The sequence below is a fragment of the Candidatus Cryosericum septentrionale genome (assembly GCF_003570995.1).
GTDB classification, from domain to species: domain Bacteria; phylum Caldisericota; class Caldisericia; order Cryosericales; family Cryosericaceae; genus Cryosericum; species Cryosericum septentrionale.
Window position 1 is genome coordinate 65,405 of record NZ_QXIY01000033.1, and the last position, 20,988, is coordinate 86,392.

General features: G+C 57.8%; 22 protein-coding genes. 15 read left to right on the plus strand and 7 right to left on the minus strand.

The genetic code is table 11. The features are described from left to right. Position 1: 1 nt before the first annotated feature. From SMC1_RS07745 to SMC1_RS07760, 4 genes are all read left to right on the plus strand, one after another. Positions 2–838 (plus strand): Cof-type HAD-IIB family hydrolase, encoded by an 837-nt coding sequence (locus tag SMC1_RS07745; protein WP_165849331.1) that lies wholly within the window; start codon positions 2–4, stop codon positions 836–838. 14 nt (positions 839–852) lie between these two features. Next, positions 853–1,686 (plus strand): HAD-IIB family hydrolase, encoded by an 834-nt coding sequence (locus SMC1_RS07750; RefSeq protein ID WP_119086208.1) that lies wholly within the window; start codon positions 853–855, stop codon positions 1,684–1,686. Positions 1,687–1,720: 34 nt separating this feature from the next. Continuing rightward, a complete protein-coding gene (locus tag SMC1_RS07755) occupies positions 1,721–2,503 on the plus strand; it encodes a sugar isomerase domain-containing protein (RefSeq protein ID WP_119086209.1) in 783 nt (260 codons plus the stop codon). Positions 2,504–2,654: 151 nt separating this feature from the next. Beyond that, positions 2,655–2,885 carry a hypothetical protein gene (locus SMC1_RS07760; protein ID WP_119086210.1) on the plus strand — a complete coding sequence of 77 codons (231 nt, stop codon included), beginning with the start codon at positions 2,655–2,657 and terminating at the stop codon, positions 2,883–2,885. Positions 2,886–2,903: 18 nt separating this feature from the next. On the opposite strand, the gene SMC1_RS07765 is transcribed toward SMC1_RS07760, so the two are convergent. The 5 genes from SMC1_RS07765 to SMC1_RS07785 all read right to left on the minus strand — a co-directional run bounded on the left by SMC1_RS07765 (position 2,904) and on the right by SMC1_RS07785 (position 8,548). After that, entirely contained in the window at positions 2,904–3,590 is a 687-nt protein-coding gene (locus SMC1_RS07765; RefSeq protein ID WP_119086211.1) for a nitroreductase family protein, read from the minus strand. Positions 3,591–3,602: 12 nt separating this feature from the next. Further along, positions 3,603–5,249, minus strand: a complete 1,647-nt coding sequence (gene hutU, locus SMC1_RS07770) for a urocanate hydratase (RefSeq protein ID WP_119086212.1) — start codon at positions 5,247–5,249, stop codon at positions 3,603–3,605. Positions 5,250–5,262: 13 nt separating this feature from the next. After that, a complete protein-coding gene (gene hutH / locus SMC1_RS07775; RefSeq protein WP_119086213.1) occupies positions 5,263–6,750 on the minus strand; it encodes a histidine ammonia-lyase in 1,488 nt (495 codons plus the stop codon). Further along, positions 6,747–7,469, minus strand: a complete 723-nt coding sequence (locus tag SMC1_RS07780; RefSeq protein ID WP_119086214.1) for an HAD family hydrolase — start codon at positions 7,467–7,469, stop codon at positions 6,747–6,749. The genes hutH and SMC1_RS07780 overlap by 4 nt, the downstream gene beginning before the upstream one ends. Positions 7,470–7,795: 326 nt before the next feature. After that, a complete protein-coding gene (locus tag SMC1_RS07785; protein ID WP_119086215.1) occupies positions 7,796–8,548 on the minus strand; it encodes a sugar isomerase domain-containing protein in 753 nt (250 codons plus the stop codon). A 420-nt stretch (positions 8,549–8,968) separates the two neighbouring features. Between SMC1_RS07785 and SMC1_RS07790 the strand changes: the two genes are divergently transcribed. The 10 genes from SMC1_RS07790 to SMC1_RS07835 all read left to right on the plus strand — a co-directional run bounded on the left by SMC1_RS07790 (position 8,969) and on the right by SMC1_RS07835 (position 18,437). Then, positions 8,969–10,375, plus strand: a complete 1,407-nt coding sequence (locus tag SMC1_RS07790) for an ABC transporter substrate-binding protein (protein ID WP_119086216.1) — start codon at positions 8,969–8,971, stop codon at positions 10,373–10,375. Next, complete coding sequence (locus SMC1_RS07795) at positions 10,359–11,387, plus strand: FecCD family ABC transporter permease (protein WP_165849333.1); 1,029 nt, start codon at positions 10,359–10,361, stop codon at positions 11,385–11,387. The genes SMC1_RS07790 and SMC1_RS07795 overlap by 17 nt, the downstream gene beginning before the upstream one ends. Further along, positions 11,384–12,097 (plus strand): ABC transporter ATP-binding protein, encoded by a 714-nt coding sequence (locus tag SMC1_RS07800; RefSeq protein WP_165849334.1) that lies wholly within the window; start codon positions 11,384–11,386, stop codon positions 12,095–12,097. The genes SMC1_RS07795 and SMC1_RS07800 overlap by 4 nt, the downstream gene beginning before the upstream one ends. A 252-nt stretch (positions 12,098–12,349) precedes the next feature. Further along, entirely contained in the window at positions 12,350–12,808 is a 459-nt protein-coding gene (locus tag SMC1_RS07805; RefSeq protein WP_207799362.1) for a GerMN domain-containing protein, read from the plus strand. 87 nt (positions 12,809–12,895) lie between these two features. Beyond that, positions 12,896–14,062, plus strand: a complete 1,167-nt coding sequence (locus tag SMC1_RS07810) for a cysteine desulfurase family protein (RefSeq protein ID WP_119086220.1) — start codon at positions 12,896–12,898, stop codon at positions 14,060–14,062. 6 nt (positions 14,063–14,068) lie between these two features. Continuing rightward, on the plus strand, positions 14,069–14,443 hold the full coding sequence (locus SMC1_RS07815; RefSeq protein WP_119086221.1) for an iron-sulfur cluster assembly scaffold protein: 375 nt from the start codon (positions 14,069–14,071) through the stop codon (positions 14,441–14,443). Positions 14,444–14,450: 7 nt separating this feature from the next. After that, entirely contained in the window at positions 14,451–15,815 is a 1,365-nt protein-coding gene (locus SMC1_RS07820) for an MFS transporter (RefSeq protein WP_165849335.1), read from the plus strand. Beyond that, positions 15,812–16,951 (plus strand): hypothetical protein, encoded by a 1,140-nt coding sequence (locus SMC1_RS07825; protein WP_119086223.1) that lies wholly within the window; start codon positions 15,812–15,814, stop codon positions 16,949–16,951. Before SMC1_RS07820 ends, SMC1_RS07825 begins: the two co-directional genes overlap by 4 nt. Positions 16,952–17,155: 204 nt before the next feature. Beyond that, the gene (locus SMC1_RS07830; RefSeq protein ID WP_165849336.1) at positions 17,156–17,656 is read left to right on the plus strand and encodes a ParB N-terminal domain-containing protein; all 501 of its coding nucleotides are present in this window, start codon (positions 17,156–17,158) and stop codon (positions 17,654–17,656) included. Further along, positions 17,550–18,437, plus strand: coding sequence for a PLP-dependent cysteine synthase family protein (locus tag SMC1_RS07835; RefSeq protein WP_119086225.1), 888 nt, complete (start codon positions 17,550–17,552; stop codon positions 18,435–18,437). Before SMC1_RS07830 ends, SMC1_RS07835 begins: the two co-directional genes overlap by 107 nt. A 133-nt stretch (positions 18,438–18,570) precedes the next feature. On the opposite strand, the gene SMC1_RS07840 is transcribed toward SMC1_RS07835, so the two are convergent. Together SMC1_RS07840 and SMC1_RS07845 are read right to left on the minus strand one after the other, a co-directional pair. Further along, a complete protein-coding gene (locus SMC1_RS07840; RefSeq protein ID WP_119086226.1) occupies positions 18,571–19,485 on the minus strand; it encodes a DMT family transporter in 915 nt (304 codons plus the stop codon). 17 nt (positions 19,486–19,502) lie between these two features. Further along, entirely contained in the window at positions 19,503–20,027 is a 525-nt protein-coding gene (locus tag SMC1_RS07845) for a cob(I)yrinic acid a,c-diamide adenosyltransferase (RefSeq protein ID WP_119086227.1), read from the minus strand. A gap of 532 nt (positions 20,028–20,559) precedes the next feature. On the opposite strand from SMC1_RS07845, the gene SMC1_RS07855 reads away from it, so the two are divergent. Further along, the coding region (locus tag SMC1_RS07855) for an IS110 family transposase (RefSeq protein ID WP_165849337.1) at positions 20,560–20,988 on the plus strand (429 nt) is incomplete at its 3' end.

The window sequence follows — 20,988 nt, forward strand, 5'->3', positions numbered from 1 at the left end:
CGTGGCGGCAATCCAGAAGCTCATTGCCTGCGACCTTGATGGGACGCTGCTGGACAGCCATTCACTCATTACCGAGGAAACGATTGCTGGATTGAGGGCTGCCCTGGTTCCCGGGGTAGAATTCACCATCTGCTCCGGCCGGGAACAGTTCTCGATTATGCGGTTCGTTGAGCAGCTGGGGATCATCCACGTGCCGATCATCAGTGAAACCGGCGCCGTCATCCAGGATCCGTTTGATGGGCACATCATTGCTGAGTGGAATCTCGCAGGTTCTGTCGTAGGAGGAGTCCTCGACCTTCTGCAACGTAGCTCATACGATTTCAACTTTTTTCTGTTGAAAGGCAAGGACGTCGTGCTCTACAAGAATGCCGCCGCACCCTTCTTCCTGCAGAACACGCCATATGTGGAGCTGAATTCGCGTTTTGAGGATATTGGGGTCTGGAAGACTCACGATATGGAGGGCTATCGTAAGATTGCCATCCGGTGTCACCCGGAGGAGACGGACGCCCTCGAGTTGGACTTGGAGCACGCACTTGGGGTCACTGCGACGGTCATGAAGGCTGACGCAAACTGTATCGACGTCATGGGAGCAGGTGTCAACAAAGGCAGCGCCGTCTCAACCTTGTCCTCCATGCTTGGCGTAGAGATGAAGAGCGTCATGGTTCTGGGTGACAATGAGACAGACGCCAGCATGTTCAAGGTTGCAGGCGTTTCCGTAGCTATGGCCAACGGCGATCCCCAGGTGATTCGTATGGCTCGGTACGTGGCTCCGTCGAACGATGAACACGGCGTCGTTGCCGCTGTTCAACGATTTGTGAGCGGCGAGTATCACGCCTGAACCAGAGGTCCTGGATGTATATTCAAAAACTTGCGGTCTTTGATCTCGATCGGACGCTTCTTGACGACCGGTCGTTCATTTCCGATGAGACAGCGGCACGCTTGCGAGCTGTCAGTGCTCCCGGGCTTGCGTGCACAATTGCATCCGGGCGTGATCTTGAGCGCATCGCACCATACGTTCGGCAGCTGACATGGCTCTCAGTTCCCGTCATCGCGGAACAGGGGGCAGTAGTCGTCGATCCACAGAATGGGCACATTCTCATGGAGCGAGCCATATCTCCTGAGGTTCTCCTCGGGTCGGTGGAGACGGTGCGCTCGATAGACATTCCTGTGAATATGATCCTGTATGGTCGGGGCGATCCGCAGGTGTTCCGCAACGCGGGCGCACCCAGTTTTGTCGACGAGTGGGGGTCCAGCTGGTATGCCAGTCACTTGCGCTATGTTCCAGCGGCAAGCGAGATCGCAACAGACGGAGTGCGGAAAATCTCCATCACGTGCCTGCCTGAGAATACGGATGCCGTCAGGCACCTCGTCGTGGAAAGCCTGGGATCCCGGGCGAATGTGGTCAAGGCTGACATGAACTTCGTCAACATCATGGACGCGGGGGTCAGCAAGGGTGCTGCGCTTCGCTGGCTGATCGACTATCTTGGGCTCGAGAGGTCCCACGTGATGGCCGTGGGTGACTGCGAGGCAGACCGAAGCATGTTTGCAACAGCCCTGGTCTCGGTTGCGGTCGCAAATGCCGACGAGCAGACACGGTCTCTGGCGAGGTTCGTGGTACCGTCGAACAATGAACAGGGTGCGGCGGTGGCGCTGGAGAGGTTCGCCGCAGGCGAGTTTGGAGTCTGAGACGACGAACGACATCTGATTCAGGAGGAACGACATGGCAGCAACAACGTATATTCAGGCAGTGAGATCCATGATCAACCGTATTGAAGAGACGCAAATGAACAACATACTGGAAGCCGCTCGCATAGTGGCGGACAGCGTTCGGAACGGTGGAATGCTGTTTGGCTTTGGAACGGGACATTCTCACATGATTGCCGAAGAGATGATGAGCCGTGCCGGCGGTCTCATCCAAGCACAGGGTATCCTGGAAACTGAGCTTATGGTACACATCAATGAGACACAGGCAACATATCTCGAACGTCTGCCCGGCCTTGCCCATGTCTATCTGACCAACTCGCCGGTTGAAAAGGGCGATGTGCTGGTTGTCATCTCCAACTCCGGTCGTAATGCTGTTCCTGTGGAGATGGCCATGGAGGGCAGGAAGATGGGGCTGCATGTCATCGCCGTGACCAATGTTGCGCATTCGCAGGGGACTCCATCCCGGCATTCATCGGGAAAGAGGCTTTTTGAGGTGGCCGACCTTGTTCTGGATACGTGCGGCAAACCAGGTGACGCTCTGGTCTCTATCGAAGGCAGCCCCGCCAAGGCCGGTCCTGGCTCGACAATCGCGGGGGCAGTGCTGGTCGATAGCATGCTGGTCGAGGTGATGGAATTGCTGGCCAAGAGAGGTGCCACTCCCGGCATTTTGCATAGCAGCAACAATGATGACAAAGCGGGCGCGCTTGAGAATGCACGTGTTGCTTCCGACTTCGCTCGCAAGTTCAGCGAGCGACAGGTCCGCATGCAATTGCGTACCAGGGAAGGCCTCGCAGACTAGACAGGGTTTGGAATTCGCAATCGGAGAGATCTCGGCCGTGAGTGCTATTTGCTCACGGCCGTCCTTCACGTCTGGAGCTTGACATCCAATTTGCCTCCGGTACATTGTTACGGCTTCATTCGTACGAGCATTGACAATCAGGAGGTGGCTCATGGACGAAGACAGCATGATGAGGAAGGCCACGCGGCCCATCGAGAAGAACCGCCGGACACGGAGCAAACCAGCGAAGATCCGGCACCTTCAGAAACAGCAGAAGCTGTGGATGGTGTCCAAGATGGAATGGCGCAAGCCCGGGACAAAACCAGGACTTGCGCCTTCTTCATTTCCGGGGTTGCTGATCGCCTGGAGTACGGCGCGTGCGATGGGGATCGGCAGCTTCTGACCTCTGCTGTGGAGGGGGCTACCAGGCGATGCTGTACTTGCCTTCGTTGAGGCGAGAAACGGTTACCTTTCCCGCGAGCTGGCGGGCAGTGACCATCGCGTTCGCCAGACAGATACCAATGTCGGGGAAACGGCCGGTATTACCCTTGATGACGATCTGTGTGTCAGATGTCACTTCGAAGTTCCAGGGCTGGTGGTTCATGGCGGAGGGGGCCAGGCGGGCAGACTCCAGAACAGTGCGTACGAGTGGTGACGAATGTTCGGGGATGCCACCCGTGACCAGCTGTTCCAGCGACTTGCGCATATGTCCTCGTGACAGAGTACCCATGACCACTGATCGGACCCCTGGCGCGGCCGGCCTGCCGATGGTTATCGAGCAAGGGCTGCCGGGCATCCGCACCATTGCATACCAGCACGTTCCCCATCCGTCCGCGAGCAACGCCAGAATGATCTGCTCACCCTGATACCCATATTCGGCCAGCTCTTCGTCGGACGTGCCGCACTCGGCATATACGAGACCACTGCATCCCATGGGCGAGCGGTCAGCGATCTTCCACTCGAGGCGAACGGTGCTGCTGAGCGGAACTGCGCTGGCGACCGCTTCCATGATCTGAGTCCTGTCAGCGTCAGTCAACGTATGCTGTTCGTAGTCGCGTGTCGAATGACGCGTGCGTATCAGGTCGATGTAATTGAGTTCCTTTTCCACGGGTGGGGCCTCCTATTTGAGTGATGGCATACGGATGCCATGGTCCTTGGCGAACTGGATGGCTTTCGGATACCCTGCATCAGCGTGCCGTACGATGCCCATGCCTGGGTCATAAGTGAGAACACGCGACAGGCGTTTGGCCGCAGCATCCGTGCCGTCGGCAACGATGACCATGCCGGCGTGGATGGAGTAACCGATCCCGACGCCGCCGCCGTGATGGACGGAGACCCAGGTAGCCCCTCCGATCGTATTGAGGAGAGCGTTGAGGATAGGCCAGTCGGCGATGGCGTCGCTGCCGTCCATCATCTTCTCGGTCTCACGATTGGGTGAGGCGACGGAGCCACAGTCCAGATGGTCGCGTCCGATGACGATGGGCGCGGAGATCTTGCCGGATTTCACGAGGTCGTTGATGATGAGGCCAAACCGCTCTCGCTCGCCGTATCCCAGCCAGCAGATACGGGCGGGAAGACCCTGGAACTGGACCTGGTCGTGCGCCATCTGGATCCACTTGACAAGGTGCTGGTCGTACGCAAACTCCTTGAGGATAACCTCGTCGGTCGTCCAGATGTCTTTCGGGTCCCCCGAGAGTGCTGCCCAGCGGAAGGGACCCTTGCCTTCCTCGAACAACGGACGGATGTACTTTGGGACGAAGCCGTCGAACTTGAACGCGTCCTCGTACCCGTTTGCCAGGGCCTGGCCACGGATGTTGTTGCCATAGTCGAATACGACAGCTCCACGTTCCTGCAGGCCGACCATCGCCTTGCAGTGGACGGTGATGGCGTCCAGCGCGCGCCTCTCGTACTCGGAAGGGTTGCTCTTGCGCAGAGCGTATGCCTCTTCCAGCGGCATGCCGTTGGGGACGTATCCATTCAGCGTATCGTGAGCAGACGTCTGGTCGGTCACAACGTCAGGGATCACCCCTCGTCTCAGTAACTCGGGAAAGACGTCGGCTGCGTTGGCGACGAGACCGACGGACAGAGGCCTCTTCTCGGCCACTGCCTTCGACACCATCGAGAGGGCCGTGTCCAGGTCTGTCACCATCGTCTCGATGTACTTGGTGTCGAGACGCTTCTGGATCCTCGCGGGATCACATTCGACGATCAGTCCGACGCCCCCGTTCATGGTGATGGCCAGAGGCTGTGCGCCGCTCATGCCACCGCATCCACCCGTGAGGACGAACCGTCCGCTCAGGTCTTCCCAGCCGGCCTGCCGGGCGGCAGCGGCCAACGTCTCATAGGTGCCCTGCAGGATGCCCTGAGCCCCTATGTAGATCCAGGAACCGGCGGTCATCTGGCCGTACATGATCAGTCCCTTGTCTTCCAGCTTGTGGAATTCGTCCCAGGTGGCCCAGTGTGGGACCAGCATCGAATTGCTGATGATGACACGGGGCGCGTCGATGTGAGTCTTCCAGACGGCGACTGGCTTGCCGGACTGTACGACGAGCGTATCGTCGACGTCCATGCTCTGGAGTGTCGCGATGATGTCGGCGTAGGCCTGCCAGTTGCGAGCAGCCTTTCCCTTGCCGCCATAGACGACCAGGTCTTCGGGCCGCTCTGCGACCTCTGGATCCAGGTTGTTCATCAGCATGCGCATGGGAGCTTCCAGTTGCCAGCTCTTGCATGTCAGGGTCGTTCCGTGCGGTGCATGTATCGGTTCCATGTTCTTCCTCCCGTCAGACTGCATTGCTGCGAATCAGGTCTTGTACCGCGTTGATGTCTTCGATGAACATGCGGTCGCCGTTTATGGGTGGAACGCGCGTTCTGAGCTGTGCAAATACCTTGCTGGTCGCCAGACCGAGCTTGTCCTCGCCGCCAAGGATGTCGACAGCCTGATAGGCGGCCAGCAGTTCGATGGCGACCACGGTCGCCACGTTGTCTGCAATGGAGCGGGCTTTGCGCGCAGCGATGGTGCCCATGCTGACGTGGTCCTCCTGGTCGGCGGATACCGGGATGCTGTCCACGGAAGCGGGATGCGCCAGTACCTTGTTTTCAGAGACCAGAGCAGCCTGCGTATACTGGGCGATCATGAGGCCGGAGCTGAGGCCTGCATCGCGCGTCAGGAACGCCGGCAGTCCCCGGTTGAGGGCGGGGTTCAGCAGGCGGTTGGTGCGCCGTTCGCTGATGCTTGCCAGCTCTGACAGGGCAATGCCGAGGTAGTCCATGGCCAAAGCCACGGGTTCGCCGTGGAAGTTTCCACCCGACAGGACGTCTCCGTCAGCCGGGAACAGGAGGGGATTGTCTGTGACCGCATTGAGCTCATTGAGCAACACGTTTTCCACGAAGTCGACGGTATCGGAGATGGCGCCATGGACCTGCGGCATGCAGCGGATGCTGTAAGCGTCCTGAACGTCGTCGCACGTGCCGACGAGTTTGCTGCCTGCAAGGTAGCTCAGAATATCTTTGGCAACAGCGCCCTGGCCGGCGTGCCGGCGTAGATCGTGGATGCGTTCGTCGAAGGGTTCGAGACGGGCGCGGAGTGCTTCCATGGTCATGGCGGCTGCCAGGTTGGCGGTACGAAGGAGTGTGCGCGCGTCCGAGAAGACGAGAGCGGCTACGCCGGTCATGACGGCGGTGCCATTGATAAGGGCAAGGCCTTCCTTGGCTTCCAGGACGACCGGCTTGGCTCCGATGGCGTTGAGGATTGCCTGGCCCTGGAGGATTTCGCCATGCACTTTCGCCGTTCCCCTGCCAATGAGCACGAGTGCCAGCGAGGCAAGAGGAGCCAGATCACCAGATGCGCCGAGAGACCCCTGTGAGGGGATCATGGGGTAGACATGCTTATTGAGCAGCTCAAGCAGCAGTTGCTCTACCTCGAGACGAACACCCGAGTGTCCGCTGGCCAGTGTATTGGCACGTACGAGTATTGTTGCTCGCGCCTCGTCCTCGTTGAAACAGTGGCCGACACCGACAGCGTGTGACAGGATGAGGTTCTCCTGCAGCTTGCCCAAATCCTGGGAACCAATGTGGACATTGCACAGAGAGCCAAACCCCGTGTTGATGCCATAGACAGGGGCTTCATCCTGTACGATCTGCCGGACGAATGAAGAGGCAACGTCGATCTGTTCCACAGCTTCCTTGCCGAGTTCGACGATGGCACCCTGGCGGGCGACACGGACGACTTCGCTGGAGGTCAGGCTGGAACCGGTAAGTCGGATGTTCATCTGTTCATCTCCTCGATAGTTGTTGCGAGTTCACTGAGTGAGTCGATCGCTGGGGTTTCTGCGGGCAACGACTCCTGGCGTCGAAAGAGAATGGCCTGGAGGCCCGCCGCGCGAGCTCCCCTGTAGTCCATGCGGTATGAATCCCCCACATGGATGATCTCCTCCGGCTTCAGTTCGTTGGTGTCGACCAGTAGTTTCCAGATACCTTTGTCAGGTTTCAGATACAGGGCTTCGTCCGAGAAAATGAAATGTGTGAACGGGATGCGGATGTTCAGCATGTCGAGTACGTTCAGCAGAACCTGCCCAGGCGTCTTTCCTGTGTTGGAGGTCAAGGAGAGAGGGTAGTGCCGGGCTAGATCTGCAAGCAGCTGTGGGGCGTCTGGCTCGACGAGGGCAGGCATCAACTGGAAGATCGCCGCCTCATATCGGGGCAGGACAGCATCGACCAGCTCCCTGGAAGGGTACACGCTGGCCTGCGTCAGAACGAAACCGATCTGGCTGGACGTTGTCAGAGTCCAGTTGCGCATCTCACGAACGTCTCTGCGCAAGACGTCGATGCGACGAAGACTCTCGTAGAGTCCATCCTCGGAAACGACCACGCTGTGTTCGCCAAGGACTTCACGAATGGCTTGAGCCCGGATGCGGTCGCGTAGAGCCTCATCCTGATCATGGTCCAGAATAAGCGTCTTCCACAAGTCCAGGCTTATCGCACGTATCATGTCTTCTCCTCCATCTCTTACATGTTTAGTATATGGCAAAGAGAGCGGGTTGTCACCCGTCGCGTTGCATCACGAAGAAATCATCGTGAACAGAGAGGAGGTAGCCATGATGCTGACATCGGCAAGAGGCTGCAGACAGTGATGCCAGATCTCCTGCAGGCCTCCGAGGTCAGCGATCAGGCAAAGGCACGGCTCCGAGGGAAGGGGGTCAGGATACCTCCCTCGGAGCCGTGACACGTCCGACCATTCCACTATGATTCCTGATGATACAATACGAGCGAGACGCCGGCGTCAACCCTGTAAAGAGAATCATTTCTATTTGGATCCTACAAATTTCTAATTCTTAAGAAATATTTATCAGTAATTTTTTGGTTATACTCTTCAACTTCTTTGGAATTTGCCATAAAGGAGCCATTAAAATATACATCCGGCTTTACGCCCTGTTTAAGCAAGTTTTCGACTGTCTGTACAATAAGTGAATGAGCTATGAATGATCCAGCAACCGTTGAAACGGCGCCAACCTTCATTGGCAAATCTTCAAAAGATAAGGCAGCATCCCCGATGGGACAGCAATTATCAATCGCTACGTCTGCAACATCTTTTAGTTTGTGACCTGAAGGATGGAGTGTTTTGAGATGATTTGCATAATCGAAAGAAGTAATAGAAATGACTTTGACTCCTCTTTTCGAAGCTTCGATCGCAACATCTATTGGAACGATATTGTTGCCAGAATTGGAAATCACAATTATGACATCGGGAGAACTAAGTCGATGATAATCAACGATTAGTTTGCCCGCCCCTTCCAGCTTCTCCATATATTCGCTCTTTGTTATTTCGGCATGTCCTGTCATTCCGGGTTCCAATATTGCATGTATGTTGGCTAGTGTGGATCCTCGCCAAAAGATGTCTTCAGCAACAAGATGCGAATGGCCTGTACCGAATGCATGAATTATTCCACCATTTTTTGTACAATCTGCCATAAGATCAGCTGCCTTTTGGATGTTTTCACTCTGTGTGCTTTCAATTCGGTTAAGAATCTCAATTATTGACGAGAAATATCTTTGCATGGCTAATTCCATATAGTTACCTCCCTGTAGTTTTATGTTTCTCTTTTCCAGATTCAACCTTTCAGCCCTCTTTTCGTAAACTTTCTCAACAACTCACTGCCTCTCACTTGAGGAGCCCTTCCCCTCTTTCGAAATCCATCGCCTCTTCTCAAAAGGACAATTTGCTCCTCTTCAATTTATAGCTTAATCCCCTTTTGCAATACCTTGTGTGACGGTGGGCTCGGAGGAATGGCAACGTTGACAGAGGTCAGGAACTCATATACTGGAGCTTGCCAAGGTACGAGACGACCGGTCTGCATCGCTGGATCGCTTGTCTGGCACTAGAAGTGCGGTCCGCCCTCAGAAGCGGATGCAACCGGTGGCCGAGTGGGAGTCCCCTGTGACTCACCGCAGGCGGCCGGACCCAAAACTCAATAAGATGGAGGAACCGGAATGTTGAGGAGAGGATATTGGAACCGGATCGAAAGGCATGTTGATCCGACGGCAGGTTGCAGGCCGGCAGGTGGAAAACGGATCATATGGCTTGTGCTTGCTGTCATCATGGTATCGATGCTGGTTACCGTCCCCGCCACACAGGCCGGCAGTGTCGCCTCGGCTGCCTCGATGCTTCGTGTTTCCCTGAATATCCGTGCTGGTCAGTCCACATTCGTTGTCACTATAGGCTCAAAGCGCGTTGCAGGGAGCTTCCCCAAGGGGTTCGTTCCGGTCGAGCTTGGTACCAGCCTTGCCTTCCCAATGCGTGCTCTCATTGAGGCGGCAGGCGGCGTGGTGCGGTTCGAGCGGTCGCAGAACACCGCGTACTTCGCGCTGGGGCCAGTTGCAGGCGCGTACGAGTTTGGTGTCAGGACGCTTGTCGACAGCTCCTATCGCACGTCGGTCCGGAAGGACCTGGTTCGTGCCTCCGGCAAGACCGGGACCCTGTATCTGTCGGACGAGATTCTCAAGGGCCTGGTGACTGCGTCCGGCGGGACGATGACATCGTCTGTCAGCAATGGACTCACGTCGATCGTCCTCCAGATCCCGTCCGTCATGAAAGATGTCCTCGGCTATGAACATGAGACGTTCCCGGCGAAGGCCGGGAAGATGAGGCTTGTGACCCTGGCGCCGAATCTTGCAGAGAACTGCTTTGCCCTTGGTCGGGGGAGCAACATCATTGCTACGTCCGAGTATACGGATTACCCTGAGGAGGCAAAGAAGATACCGACCGTCGGCGCGTTCAGCAACCCCTCACTCGAGAAGCTGCTGGTCCTGTCGCCCGACCTCATCCTGGTGACGGATGGCACGCCGCTTGCGGTCGTGGAACGCCTCCGCAAGATGGGGCGTCAGGTGTACGCCGATGATCCCAAGTCTCTGTCAGGTATCGTAGGTGCGATCCGTTCGCTGTCAGTAGTGCTTGGGGTCCCGGACCGGGGGTTCGAGGTGGCGCTCTCTATGCACCGGTCCATCGCACGCGTGGCCGAGGCAGCGAAGAAGCTGACTCGCAAGCCGGCTGTGTACGTCGAGATCTGGAACAGCCCGCTGACGAGTGCCGGGAAGGGGACATTTGTCTCAGACCTCATCTCAATCGCCGGCGGATCCAACATCGCTGATGAGGCGAATACTCCATGGCCCGTGCTGTCCGAGGAATACGTCATCAGTCACAACCCGGACGTCATCGTCGTGGCATCCGGTATGGGAGCTGGAGACGTCTCAGGGCGGACCGCGTTCTCCACGACCAACGCCGTGAAACAGGGGCACGTCTATGAAATGTCGGGTGACTACATCTTCCGCCCATCTCCCCGCATCATCAAGGGTCTCGAGCTGATCGCGGACTATATCCAGCGTGCTTCCCGTCCCTGACGCCGAGGTTCGACGACACGATGCGGCTGTACTTGCAGGCACAGCCGCAGTCCTGCTTATCGTCACAGGCATCAGCGTGTTTTTCGGCAGTGCTGGTCTGACGCCTTCTGAGGTACTCCACGGACTGCGTCTCATGATCGGGGGTGCCCCCATGGGAACGCCGGAAGCTCAGATCGTCATGTTGAGACTCCTTCGCATCGGGCTGGGCGTCCTGGTCGGGGCGTCGCTGGGGTTGTCGGGTTTTCTCCTGCAAACGGCCTTCCGGAATCCGCTTGCTGACAGTTACCTACTCGGGGTCTCAGGAGGGGCACAGCTGGCTGTCACACTGGTTGCTCTTCTCGGTCTTGCCGGGACGGTTGCTTCCGTCCCCGTCATGATCGCCGCGCCACTGGCCGGAGGCCTCCTCGTTCTGGCGATGCTCCTCGTCATCAGCAGGCGCATCGGTCACGACCTGCTGGCGTTTCTGTTGTCGGGCCTTGCTCTCTCCTACATGCTGAACGCTCTGTACTCGATCCTCGTCTCAACACGACCCGACATTCTCTCCAACACCATCTTCTGGTCCTGGATGGGCCTCAACAGGGCGTCCGGAACGGGCATGGCGGTGGTGGCCGCGGGGCTGATCGTGGCTGTACCGGTCGTCATGAGCCTGATGCGCCCTCTTCGATCGTATCTGGTAGGCGACGACTTTGCGCAGAACCTGGGCGTCAACGTGAGAAGGACGAGGATTTCACTGCTGGTTATCAGCGTCGTCCTTGCTGCCACCGACGTTGCCGCCTCGGGAGTCGTGGGATTCGCTGGACTGTTCTCTCCGCACCTGGCACGCCTGCTGACGCGTCGCACAGACCGCACGTTCGTCGTCCTGACCATGCTGATGGGTGCGACCGTCGTGGTTGTCGGGGATCTCATAGCCCGTTCAGTGAGCGTGTCTGAGGTGCCGCTGAACACGGTGCTGTCACTCTTTGGGGCGCCATATCTCATTTGGTTGTCGATCAAGTCAAGGAGGGTGATGTGATTCCCGCTGTCCTCGAGCTGAGCGACGTCGCGGTCGGGTACGTTCGCGGGGAACCTGTTCTCAGGGACGTGACGATCAGCATTCGCCTAGGCGAGGCGGTTGCTCTGGTCGGCCGCAACGGGACAGGGAAGTCGACGCTCCTTCGGACGATGCGCGGGTTCCTGCTGCCCTTCGATGGCCAGGTCATGCTGAAGGGTCACCCGCTGCAGTCCATGAGTCCGCAGACCCTTGCAGCGACCATTGGGTTCCTGTCGCCTGGGATACCCCAGGCGCACATCCTGGTGGATGAGGTCATCGAGCTCAGCTCCCTTGGACGGCTCAAATCCATGCAACAGCTCGAGGCCTCGGATCACCCTGACGTGTTCTCAGAGGTCAGCGGCTTTGGTGCACGTTTTCTCGACGAGATGTCGTCAGGACAGCAGCGCAAGATCATGCTCCTGGCTCTTGTGGCGCAGTGGACGGATGTCCTCCTGATGGATGAGCCCGAACTGCACCTTGACCTCCCCAGCCTGCGCGAACTCCATGGCCTGATATCCTGGGCTACGGCAAAAGGCAAGTCGGTGGTGCTGTCCACGCACAATCTGGAGACCATACGCGTCCTGCCGGATCGGTTGTACGTTGTAGGCGACAAGACCGTGCGCGAGGCGCCCCGGACCGAGGAGACCGTGCAGGCGCTGCTGGAAGGGAACGGGTATGTCCCCCGTGCATAGAGTAAGGCGGTCTCTCAGAAACAGCGATGTGCGTGTCGGCGCACCTCGTCTCAGGTCAGAACTGATGTTGAAAGAGATTGCAGCCGAGCCAGGGGACATGCCCGACGACATGAGCCATAAGCCGTTCCTGACGATTTGACGCGCGGGAAGTTTGCTCGTAGACTTCACTTGACTGAGAGAAACGAGCCGCGAACAATGAGCCGTCCGCGCTGGTTCAGCTGGACGTCATGTCGTTCATACAGGAGGTTCGTGGTGAGGAAGCTGCTGGCAGCAGGCTGTGTCGTGATGCTTGTCGCAGTCGCGGCGACTGGTTGTCGTGCGGGCTCGCCGCCGCAGGTGGACGTGAAGGTGTTCCTTGTCAGAGCGTCATCGCAAGAGACCGAGCTTGTCACGGTGCCACGGCGGGTCTCCGCCGAGCTGCCTCTCGCCGAAGCTGTTCTGCGAGAGCTTCTCAAGGGTCCGACAGCCGCAGAGCGCCGGCAGGGGCTTGCATCTCTGATCCCCGAAGGGGCCGCACTCCGGTCCGTTTCTGTCACCGAGACGGGCGTCGCACGGGCCGATTTTAGTGAAGGGCTGCAGCAGGGGATAGGCGGTTCCATGCGTGTCCTGGGAATTCGGCAGCAGATCGAGACGACACTCATGGCGATTCCGGGCATCACATCGGTTATACTGTCTGTCGAAGGCGAGACGGAGGGGATTCTGCAGCCCTGAGGCTAAGCAGGATGTCCACCGTATTTCGGCTGTCTCTGCACCCGACCGATGCAGGTGAACAAGCACTGAAGCCACTGGAGGAATGTAATGCAAAGAATAGTCTACTTGGACAATGCAGCTACCACGCCGGTTGACCCGGCTGTTTTTGAGGAAATGAAGCCGTTCTTCAGTGAGCGATTTGCCAACCCCATGACCTACATGCATTCATCTGCGGGCGATGTGGCGCAGACAGCGGTCGAGGAAGCTCGTGGGCGTGTCGCGTCTCTTATCGGTTCGAAGCCCGAACAGGTCGTTTTCACGAGTGGCGGGACGGAGTCAGACAACTGGGTGCTCAAGGGAACGGTGGAAAAGGCTTCACGCGAGCGGTTGCACAAGCCCGGGCACCTGGTGACAGTGGAGTTCGAGCACCATGCCATCTTGCACAGCGCCTTGGCACTGCAGCGCCAGGGATATGAGGTGACGTTCGTGAAGGTTGGGCACAGCGGCATCGTGGACCCTGACGACGTGCGGCGCGCTATGCGCCCAACGACCGTGCTGGTGTCGATCATGCACGCGAACAATGAGATTGGAACGATACAGCCCATCGCCGACATTGCGCGCGTAGCTCATGATCACGGAGCTCTGATGCATACGGACGCTGTCCAGACGACGGCGCATATCCCTGTGGACGTGGACGCCCTGGGGGTCGATTTCCTGAGTCTCTCTGCTCACAAGTTCAACGGACCCAAGGGCGCAGGCGTCCTGTTCGTTCGTGACCACGCTGCCCTGTATCCTTTCATCGACGGAGGCGGACAGGAGTGGGGATTGCGTGGGTCAACCCACAACGTTCCTGGTATCGTCGGGCTTGGCAAGGCAGCGCAGCTGGGCAAGGAACGACTGCCGGGAGAGCTCGAACGTCTGACGACGCTGCGGAACATGCTGTTTGACAAGCTTTCGGCTCGCATCGACAGAATCGTCGTGAACGGGGACATGAAGCAGCGTGTGCCACAGAATCTCAATATCCGCATCGAGGGTATCGACAACGAGCCACTGCTTCTTGCCATGAACGAGGCTGGCATCATCGCAGCGGGCGGTTCGGCATGTAATGCCCAGGAAACGCTGGCGTCGCATGTGTTGACGTCTATCGGCTGTGACCTGAAGGAAGCGAAGTCGTCGATACGTCTCTCGTTTGGGTATGCAACGACAGAGAAGGACGTCGACTATGCTGCAGACGTCATTCCCAATCTCGTCAAGTTCCTGCGCTCGATGGCTTGAGGTCAGATGGACAAATATAGCCGTGTCACGATCCGTGAGTTCATGAGCCCAAGCAACATCGGGCACATCGACGACCCCTCGGGCACGGGGCATATCACCGACAACGCGGACGCCGTCGAACTAACACTTTTCATTAGCGTCGATGCAGGTCGCATCACGGATGCCAAATACCGGATAGCAGGGTGTACGGCTCTTATCGCAACGCTCTCTGTTCTCAGCAAGGAACTGCCAGGCAAGACCATTGACGAGGCTCTGGCTCTCGACATGCCTTATTTGTCGGGTTTGCTCGAAGGCCTGCCTGAATCGAAGTGGCGGTGTGCCGGGTATGCCGTTCAGGCGCTGCACCTGGCGATTGAGGACTACCAGGCCAAGACATCCTGAACAATTGATGAGGCAGCGGCTGAGCTTCTGGCAGAAGTTCTTCTACGGATTTGGCGATACGAGCAATACCGTCTCGTACACGATTACCTCACTCCTCTTTCTGTTCTTCCTGACGGACGTGGCGCACCTGAATCCCGCGCTGGCGGGTGTCGTCCTCCTGGCGGGCAAGTTCTGGGATGCTGTCACTGACCCGTTGACGGGCTATATTTCTGATCATCTCCGTACGCCCCTTGGCCGCCGCCGGCCGTTCTTCATCGCAGCTGCCCTCCCGTTTGCCCTGACGTTTGTTCTCATGTGGATCGTTCCACAACAGCTATCGCAAGGGGGACTGTTCGTCTACTATGTGTTTGCCTACTCGCTGCACATAACCTTCTTCACTGCATACGCGGTCCCCTACCAGGCGCTTGCCGCAGAGTTGACCGGAGACTACGACGAACGGACTGCCCTGAACTCGTTTCGCATGTTCTTCTCTATCGTTCTGGGACTCGTCGCGGCTGTCTTGCCCCGCGCCATTGTCGAGAGGTTCGTTTCTGCGCCGCGGGGCTACGTGGCCATGGCGTGGGCAGCCGCAGCTATCATCGTCGTCCCGCCACTCGTGGTATTTGTCGCGACGCGGGAACCACCACTCGCCGCCGTGGGCCGTCGCGCGCGGGACAGTTTCATGGCCGAAGTCCGGCAGGTTCTTGCCAACAAGCCGTACAGAGCTGCTCTGCTCATGTACCTCTTCACGTGGATGGGCGTGGATGTCGTGTCCGCGGTGTTCCTTTACTACGCGACATACGTGGTGCACATGGAAGCGCAGAGCTCGCTCCTGTTTGCCATCCTCTTCATTACCGCCGTTCTGTTTCTCCCGTTCTGGGTCTGGGCATCCGGGCGTCTGGGCAAGAAGACGGCGTACATCGCGGGGACGGCATTTGTGGTCTGTGTGCTGGCGGTCATCGCCGCTGTCCCGGTCCCCAGTCCGTGGGTGGTCTATACACTCCTCTTTCTTGCCGGCATCGGCATCAGCAGCTCGCACGTCCTGCCGAGCGCGATTATCCCCGACTGCATCGAACTCGACGAGCTTGAAAGCGGGACACGGCGTGAGGGCATGTACTATGGTTTCAGCACATTTCTTCAGAAGCTGGCTTCAGCAGGTGCCATCGCAGTTGTCGGGGTGATACTGAGTCTGGGAGGATACGTCGCCGGAGCGGTGCAGTCGCCCCGCTCGGTGTTGACGATCCGCCTGCTCGTCGGAGGTTTCTCGGGATTCATCTTCCTGGGAGGAATTGTGTCCATGCTGTTCTATCCCATCACACGGGAACGGTACCAGGACATCCAGCGTCAGTTGGCTGAGCGGAAAGCTGCTGCTTCTCCAGAAACGGGCGCATGAAGGCCGTCGCGGAAGAAGTCACCACCAGGCGAGGGCTCCGGGAATTCGTCGAGTTCCCATACCGCCTCTACCGTGGGCACCATGGCTGGGTGCCGGTCCTCCGTTCAGAGATGATGGCGATTGTCAGCGGGCGCGCTGGTTTTGTGCTCAAGGACAACCCGCACGCCTTCTTTGTCACACATGACGAGAAGGGCCGGGTCTTGGGCCGCATAGCGGTCCTGGTCGACACGAAGCTCAGCGCGGCCAAGGGTGTGCAATATGGCGCCTTCACGCTGTTTGACGTGGTCGACGATTGGGACCAGGCCAAAGCCTTGCTCGATGCCGGCACCGGCTGGCTGCGGAGTCGAGGCGTTCACGTAGTGAAGGGTCCAGTCTCGCCGACCAACGGCGATGACTACCATGGCATGCTGGCCATGAACTTCGACGACCCCCCAATGATGTATACCAACTACAACCGTGCCTACTACAATGCGTTCATGCAGCGCTACAGTTTCACCGTGGATATCCGTCTGGGGGCTTGGCGCTTTGACGTGGGCACGGTCAACGATCACCGCGAGAAGCTGGTGCAGAAGGCTATGACGCGGTACCACTACCACGTCGACAACGCGGACATGGGCAACCTGGAGGGAACCGCCTGCGACATCAAGCGCATCCTGGACGAGGCGATACCTGTGGAATGGGCTGATCTGACACCTCCTTCCATCGAGGACGTGCGCATTATGGTGCGCGACATGAAGAAGTTCGTGCGACCCGAGATGGTTGCAATCGCCAGGACTGATGAGGGGCGCCCCATTGGGCTGGTCGCCTCGTCTCCGGACTACAATCAGGTTTTCCGACGTATGAACGGGCGGCTGTTTCCCTTTGGGTGGCTGACGTTCCTCCTGTATCGCAAGCGGATTGACGCCGGGCGTGCGCTGGTGATGTTCGTCGTTCCCGACTATCGCTACAGGGGAGTTCCCGCAGCGATGTTCTCCAAGCTGTTCGCCTGGGGGCGTACGCACGGCTATCGCGTGGCCGAGGGGTCGCTGATCGGTGAGGAAAATGTGCGTAGCTGGCGCGAGATCGAAGGGGCAGGCGGCATCCGCTACAAGACGTGGTATCTCTACCGGATGGATCTGGACGCCCAAGGTTCATGATACGGTCACAATTGCAGAGGTTGACGCGGAGTCCTGTCGGGACACAATAACTGTATGACAACTATTGCGATGGACACCTGCATCTGTGAAACACAGCATACCGAGGGGCGTCGTTAGTCGTATATTCATACACTGAACATGCGAAGCCTCCCGGAGACGGGAGGCTTCTTTGGTTACTGGAGAGCTCACGAAGAAGGAGAACGAATGACAATAACACTGGTACCCATAAACGCCTTGCGACAACACGAGCAGATTCTGAACGAGAACCTGATGAGAGTCCAGCGCGATCTGGTGCAGGACGGCATGGTCAAGGACCCCATCATCGTGGACCAACGGACCATGGTTATCCTGGATGGCCATCACCGCTACAACGCTCTCAAGCGCATGGGGTACAAGTACGTGCCCGTCTATCTCGTCGATTACAGTAGTGACCAAATAGGAGTCACTGCCTGGAGAGCCGGCGAACATGTCACGAAGGCAGAGGTCATGCGAGCGGGCCTCACAGGGCATCTCATGCCCGCCAAGACCTCGCGCCACGTCGTTCCGGACAGGCCCCATGGTGTCGATGTACCTCTCGCGGTACTAAAGGAGAAATCACATGACGACAAACTCCATCTTGAACCTCATCGGCAACACGCCGGTCGTCGAGCTTCAGCACTTCAGCACAAATCCCGGGGTTCGCATCCTGGCAAAGCTGGAGGGTAACAATCCCGGAGGATCCCTCAAGGACCGCCCCGTCCTCGCGATGTTCAGGGACGCCGAGGAGCGAGGGGTGCTGAAGCCCGATGCTCAGCTGCTGGAAGCCACCAGCGGGAACACTGGGATTGCCATGGCAATGATTGCGGTTCTGCGTGGCTACAGGTTCCGTGCGGTGATGGCCGAGAGCGCGAGCATCGAACGTCGAAAGGTCATGAAGATGTTCGGCGCGGATATCGTTCTCACGGACGCCGCCGGCGGCACGAACCTGGCCATCAAGACTGCACAGCAGATGCTTTCGGACGATCCGTCATGGGTCAACCTTAACCAGTTCGAGAACAGGGCCAACCCGCGTTCACATGAGGAGACAACTGGCCCTGAGATACTGCGGGACGTTCCTGACGTGACGCATGTGGTGGCCGGCATGGGTACGGGTGGCACGTTGACTGGGCTGTCCGCCTTCATGCACAGGCAGGCGCCACAGGTGAAGGTTGTCGGGGTCGAACCGATTGCCGGCAGCAAGATCCAGGGCCTGCGGAACATGGCAGCCTATACACCGGGTATCTTCAGCTTCGACAACCTGGACGTAACGTTGCGGATGACTGAAGACGCTCCCGCCTTTGGCATCGCGCGTGAAATCTACCGAAAGGAAGGCATCAATGTCGGCATCTCTTGCGGTGCGGCCCTCTGGGGAGCCATGGAACTGGCCCGCACGCTGGAACGCGGCGTGATCGTAGTTATCTTCCCCGACCGTGGCGATCGCTACGCCAGCACGGCGCTTTTCGAGTAGCGTTCCCGCTGATGAACGGAAAAGGCCTCCGGCTGCTAGGGAGGCCTTTTTCATCTCTGGGAAGGAGGTTGGTATGAAGTCTGTTTCGCCACCTCTAGTATACGGATGCCGGGGCGAACGTGCCATCCATTCTTCACAGTGTATTCACCCGTGACCCATTCATGTTGACCAGAAACCCGGTGAGGATGAGCCCACTGCCAATGATGGTCTGCGCGGTGACGTGCTCATGGAGAACCAGCATACCGAGGATTGTCCCCGCGAGGGGTTGGCAGAAGAACATGAGCGAGGAAGCAGAGACGCTGGCAACCTGTTCGAGTCCCAGCGTCCAGAGGTAGAACCCGAGAAACGTCGAGATGACAGCGAGGTAGGCGATAGCAGCAACAAGCGCAGGGTGGGTGGCGACTGTGGTGATAACATCGCCACCCCGAGGGATGAACAGTGGCAGGAGGATGAAAAATCCGAGCCCATTGCTGATGCCTGTCGCAGTGAGGGATGACTGCTTCCTCGTGATGAGGCGGAGAAACAGGGAGTAGAAGGCCCACGTGACAGCCGCGGCAAGAAGAGCGGCAATGCCTTCGAGCCACTGCAGAGGGCTTGCCCCTGAGCTGTGACTGAGCCCCTCCAGTGATATCAGTGCGACGCCGGCGAGAGCGATGACGATTGCACAAATGTCCCGGACGCGTATGCGTTCATGCAGGAAGAGTCCGGCAAGAACGACCATTGCGAGCGGTGTGGCACAAGTGACGATCGAACCGATGTGCGCGCTGGTCAGCGATGTGCCGAGAAACTGGAACGGAATGGAGAGGACATAGCCTGACGTAGCACTGCCAAGGTAGAGCCACCATTCGCGGCCTTGCGGCAGTCTTGGCCGCTGGACGAGGAAGAGGACCATGAACAGAGCCGTCGAGCATGCGAACCGCAAGATAACAAGGTGGAGAAAGGACACGCTGGCCAGGGCATAGCGACTGACCACGAAGGTGCTCCCCCAGATGGTAGCTGCAGTACCGAGGTTAAACAGCCCCCAGACGTTGCGCTTCGATGGGTTCATTGGCTCCGTCCGGCTGACTAGAACTCGATTCCCTTCTGGGCGGGGATGCCTTGGTGGAAGTGGTGCTTGACCTCGATGACCTCGCTGACCATGTCGGCAACGTCCATCAGGAGTGAAGGAGCCCCACGCCCCGTTATGCAGACCGACATGAACTGGGGCCTGTGTGACAGCAGCTCGAGAACATCTGTCTCAGGAATGAGGCCATAGTCGATGGCGCAGTTGAGCTCGTCCAGGATCACGAGCTCATGTCGTTCTTCCACGAACGCGTTGCGGGCGACGTTCATTCCCCGTTGTGCCTCCATCCTGTCCAGCAGACTGACCTGTTCCTTGGTGACCCAGTGGTGCAGACCCGTCTGGACAACCTCGAATCCAGGCAGAAAGGCGATGCCTTTCAGCTCGGAGTAGCTTGGGTCCCCCTTCATGAACTGGACGAGCAGGACGCGCTGTCCGGCTCCGATGGCTCTGAGGCCGAGACCCAGCGCCGCGGTCGTCTTCCCCTTGCCGTTGCCTGTGTACACCATCACCAGACCATGCTGTTCCATTGTCGCCTCCACTGCAGGGATGTCATTTACAGTATAGTGCCTTCGTCATTCCCGCGTATGCGGGAATCCATCTTGTCTCTGTCATTCCCGCAAATGCGCGAGTCTTTCTCCTCTGTCCGTCATTCCCGCGAAGGCGGGAATCTACCTCTCCATCCGTCATTCCCGCGAAGGCGGGAATCCATGCATCGTGAGGTCCACTCCGCTGCTCCTTTCTCGTCCGAAGGACCAGCAGTATTCTGTCATTCTTCACCTCCCGTTTTCTCATGAGTGTACGGAGCCAGTTCACCTCCATTTCGTACGATATCATCGATACTATTCCAGGTAGTATGGGTGAGAGGCAAGGGTAGACCGTACGTACATTGAAGCAATGAGCAATCCTCATGAGCTTGGACTAAAGATGGATCGCCCTTCCAAAGTTTGTGGTGGATCAGAAGCGGAAGAAGGTTCTTCCAGCTTGGGTTATGGACGAAATGAAACGCTTATGGAAGGGCAACCCATTGCAAACTCTCCTCATACAGCAAGGAGGTTTCGTATGACAGATTATATCGGCATTGATGTTTCAAAGCAATCGTTGGAGCTCTGGGATGGAACACAGGAGGGTGAGGTTCCCAATGAGAAGAGTTTGAAGACCCTGAAGAAGCTCCTCAAGAAGAGGTATGGAGGGGAGTGGAACGAGACAGTACGGTTCATCTATGAACCAACAGGACCCTATTCAAACTACCTGCGTGTATTTGCTGCAGAACACGAGGTCCGGGTGGTTGAAGTGAATCCAAAGAAGAGTGCGAACTTCGCAAAGGTAGTGGGGAACAGATCGAAGACCGATACCGTTGATGCGAAGACGCTCTCCGCCTTTCATGCCTTGCTCGCAGAAGAAGACTTCCAGATCCCTGAGATGGATGAGATAGCGGAACAGCTGGGAGCATTCATCGGGAGGTATGAGATCATCCAGAAGACAAGGACC

Coding starts and splice junctions, on each gene's coding strand:
- SMC1_RS07750 (WP_119086208.1), top strand. CDS start 853: ATGTATATTCAAAAACTTGCGGTCTTTGATCTCGATCGGACGCTTCTT.
- SMC1_RS07755 (WP_119086209.1), top strand. CDS start 1,721: ATGGCAGCAACAACGTATATTCAGGCAGTGAGATCCATGATCAACCGT.
- SMC1_RS07760 (WP_119086210.1), top strand. CDS start 2,655: ATGGACGAAGACAGCATGATGAGGAAGGCCACGCGGCCCATCGAGAAG.
- hutU (WP_119086212.1), bottom strand. CDS start 5,249: ATGGAACCGATACATGCACCGCACGGAACGACCCTGACATGCAAGAGC.
- hutH (WP_119086213.1), bottom strand. CDS start 6,750: ATGAACATCCGACTTACCGGTTCCAGCCTGACCTCCAGCGAAGTCGTC.
- SMC1_RS07780 (WP_119086214.1), bottom strand. CDS start 7,469: ATGATACGTGCGATAAGCCTGGACTTGTGGAAGACGCTTATTCTGGAC.
- SMC1_RS07785 (WP_119086215.1), bottom strand. CDS start 8,548: ATGGAATTAGCCATGCAAAGATATTTCTCGTCAATAATTGAGATTCTT.
- SMC1_RS07790 (WP_119086216.1), top strand. CDS start 8,969: ATGTTGAGGAGAGGATATTGGAACCGGATCGAAAGGCATGTTGATCCG.
- SMC1_RS07810 (WP_119086220.1), top strand. CDS start 12,896: ATGCAAAGAATAGTCTACTTGGACAATGCAGCTACCACGCCGGTTGAC.
- SMC1_RS07815 (WP_119086221.1), top strand. CDS start 14,069: ATGGACAAATATAGCCGTGTCACGATCCGTGAGTTCATGAGCCCAAGC.
- SMC1_RS07820 (WP_165849335.1), top strand. CDS start 14,451: ATGAGGCAGCGGCTGAGCTTCTGGCAGAAGTTCTTCTACGGATTTGGC.
- SMC1_RS07825 (WP_119086223.1), top strand. CDS start 15,812: ATGAAGGCCGTCGCGGAAGAAGTCACCACCAGGCGAGGGCTCCGGGAA.
- SMC1_RS07830 (WP_165849336.1), top strand. CDS start 17,156: ATGACAATAACACTGGTACCCATAAACGCCTTGCGACAACACGAGCAG.
- SMC1_RS07835 (WP_119086225.1), top strand. CDS start 17,550: ATGACGACAAACTCCATCTTGAACCTCATCGGCAACACGCCGGTCGTC.
- SMC1_RS07840 (WP_119086226.1), bottom strand. CDS start 19,485: ATGAACCCATCGAAGCGCAACGTCTGGGGGCTGTTTAACCTCGGTACT.
- SMC1_RS07845 (WP_119086227.1), bottom strand. CDS start 20,027: ATGGAACAGCATGGTCTGGTGATGGTGTACACAGGCAACGGCAAGGGG.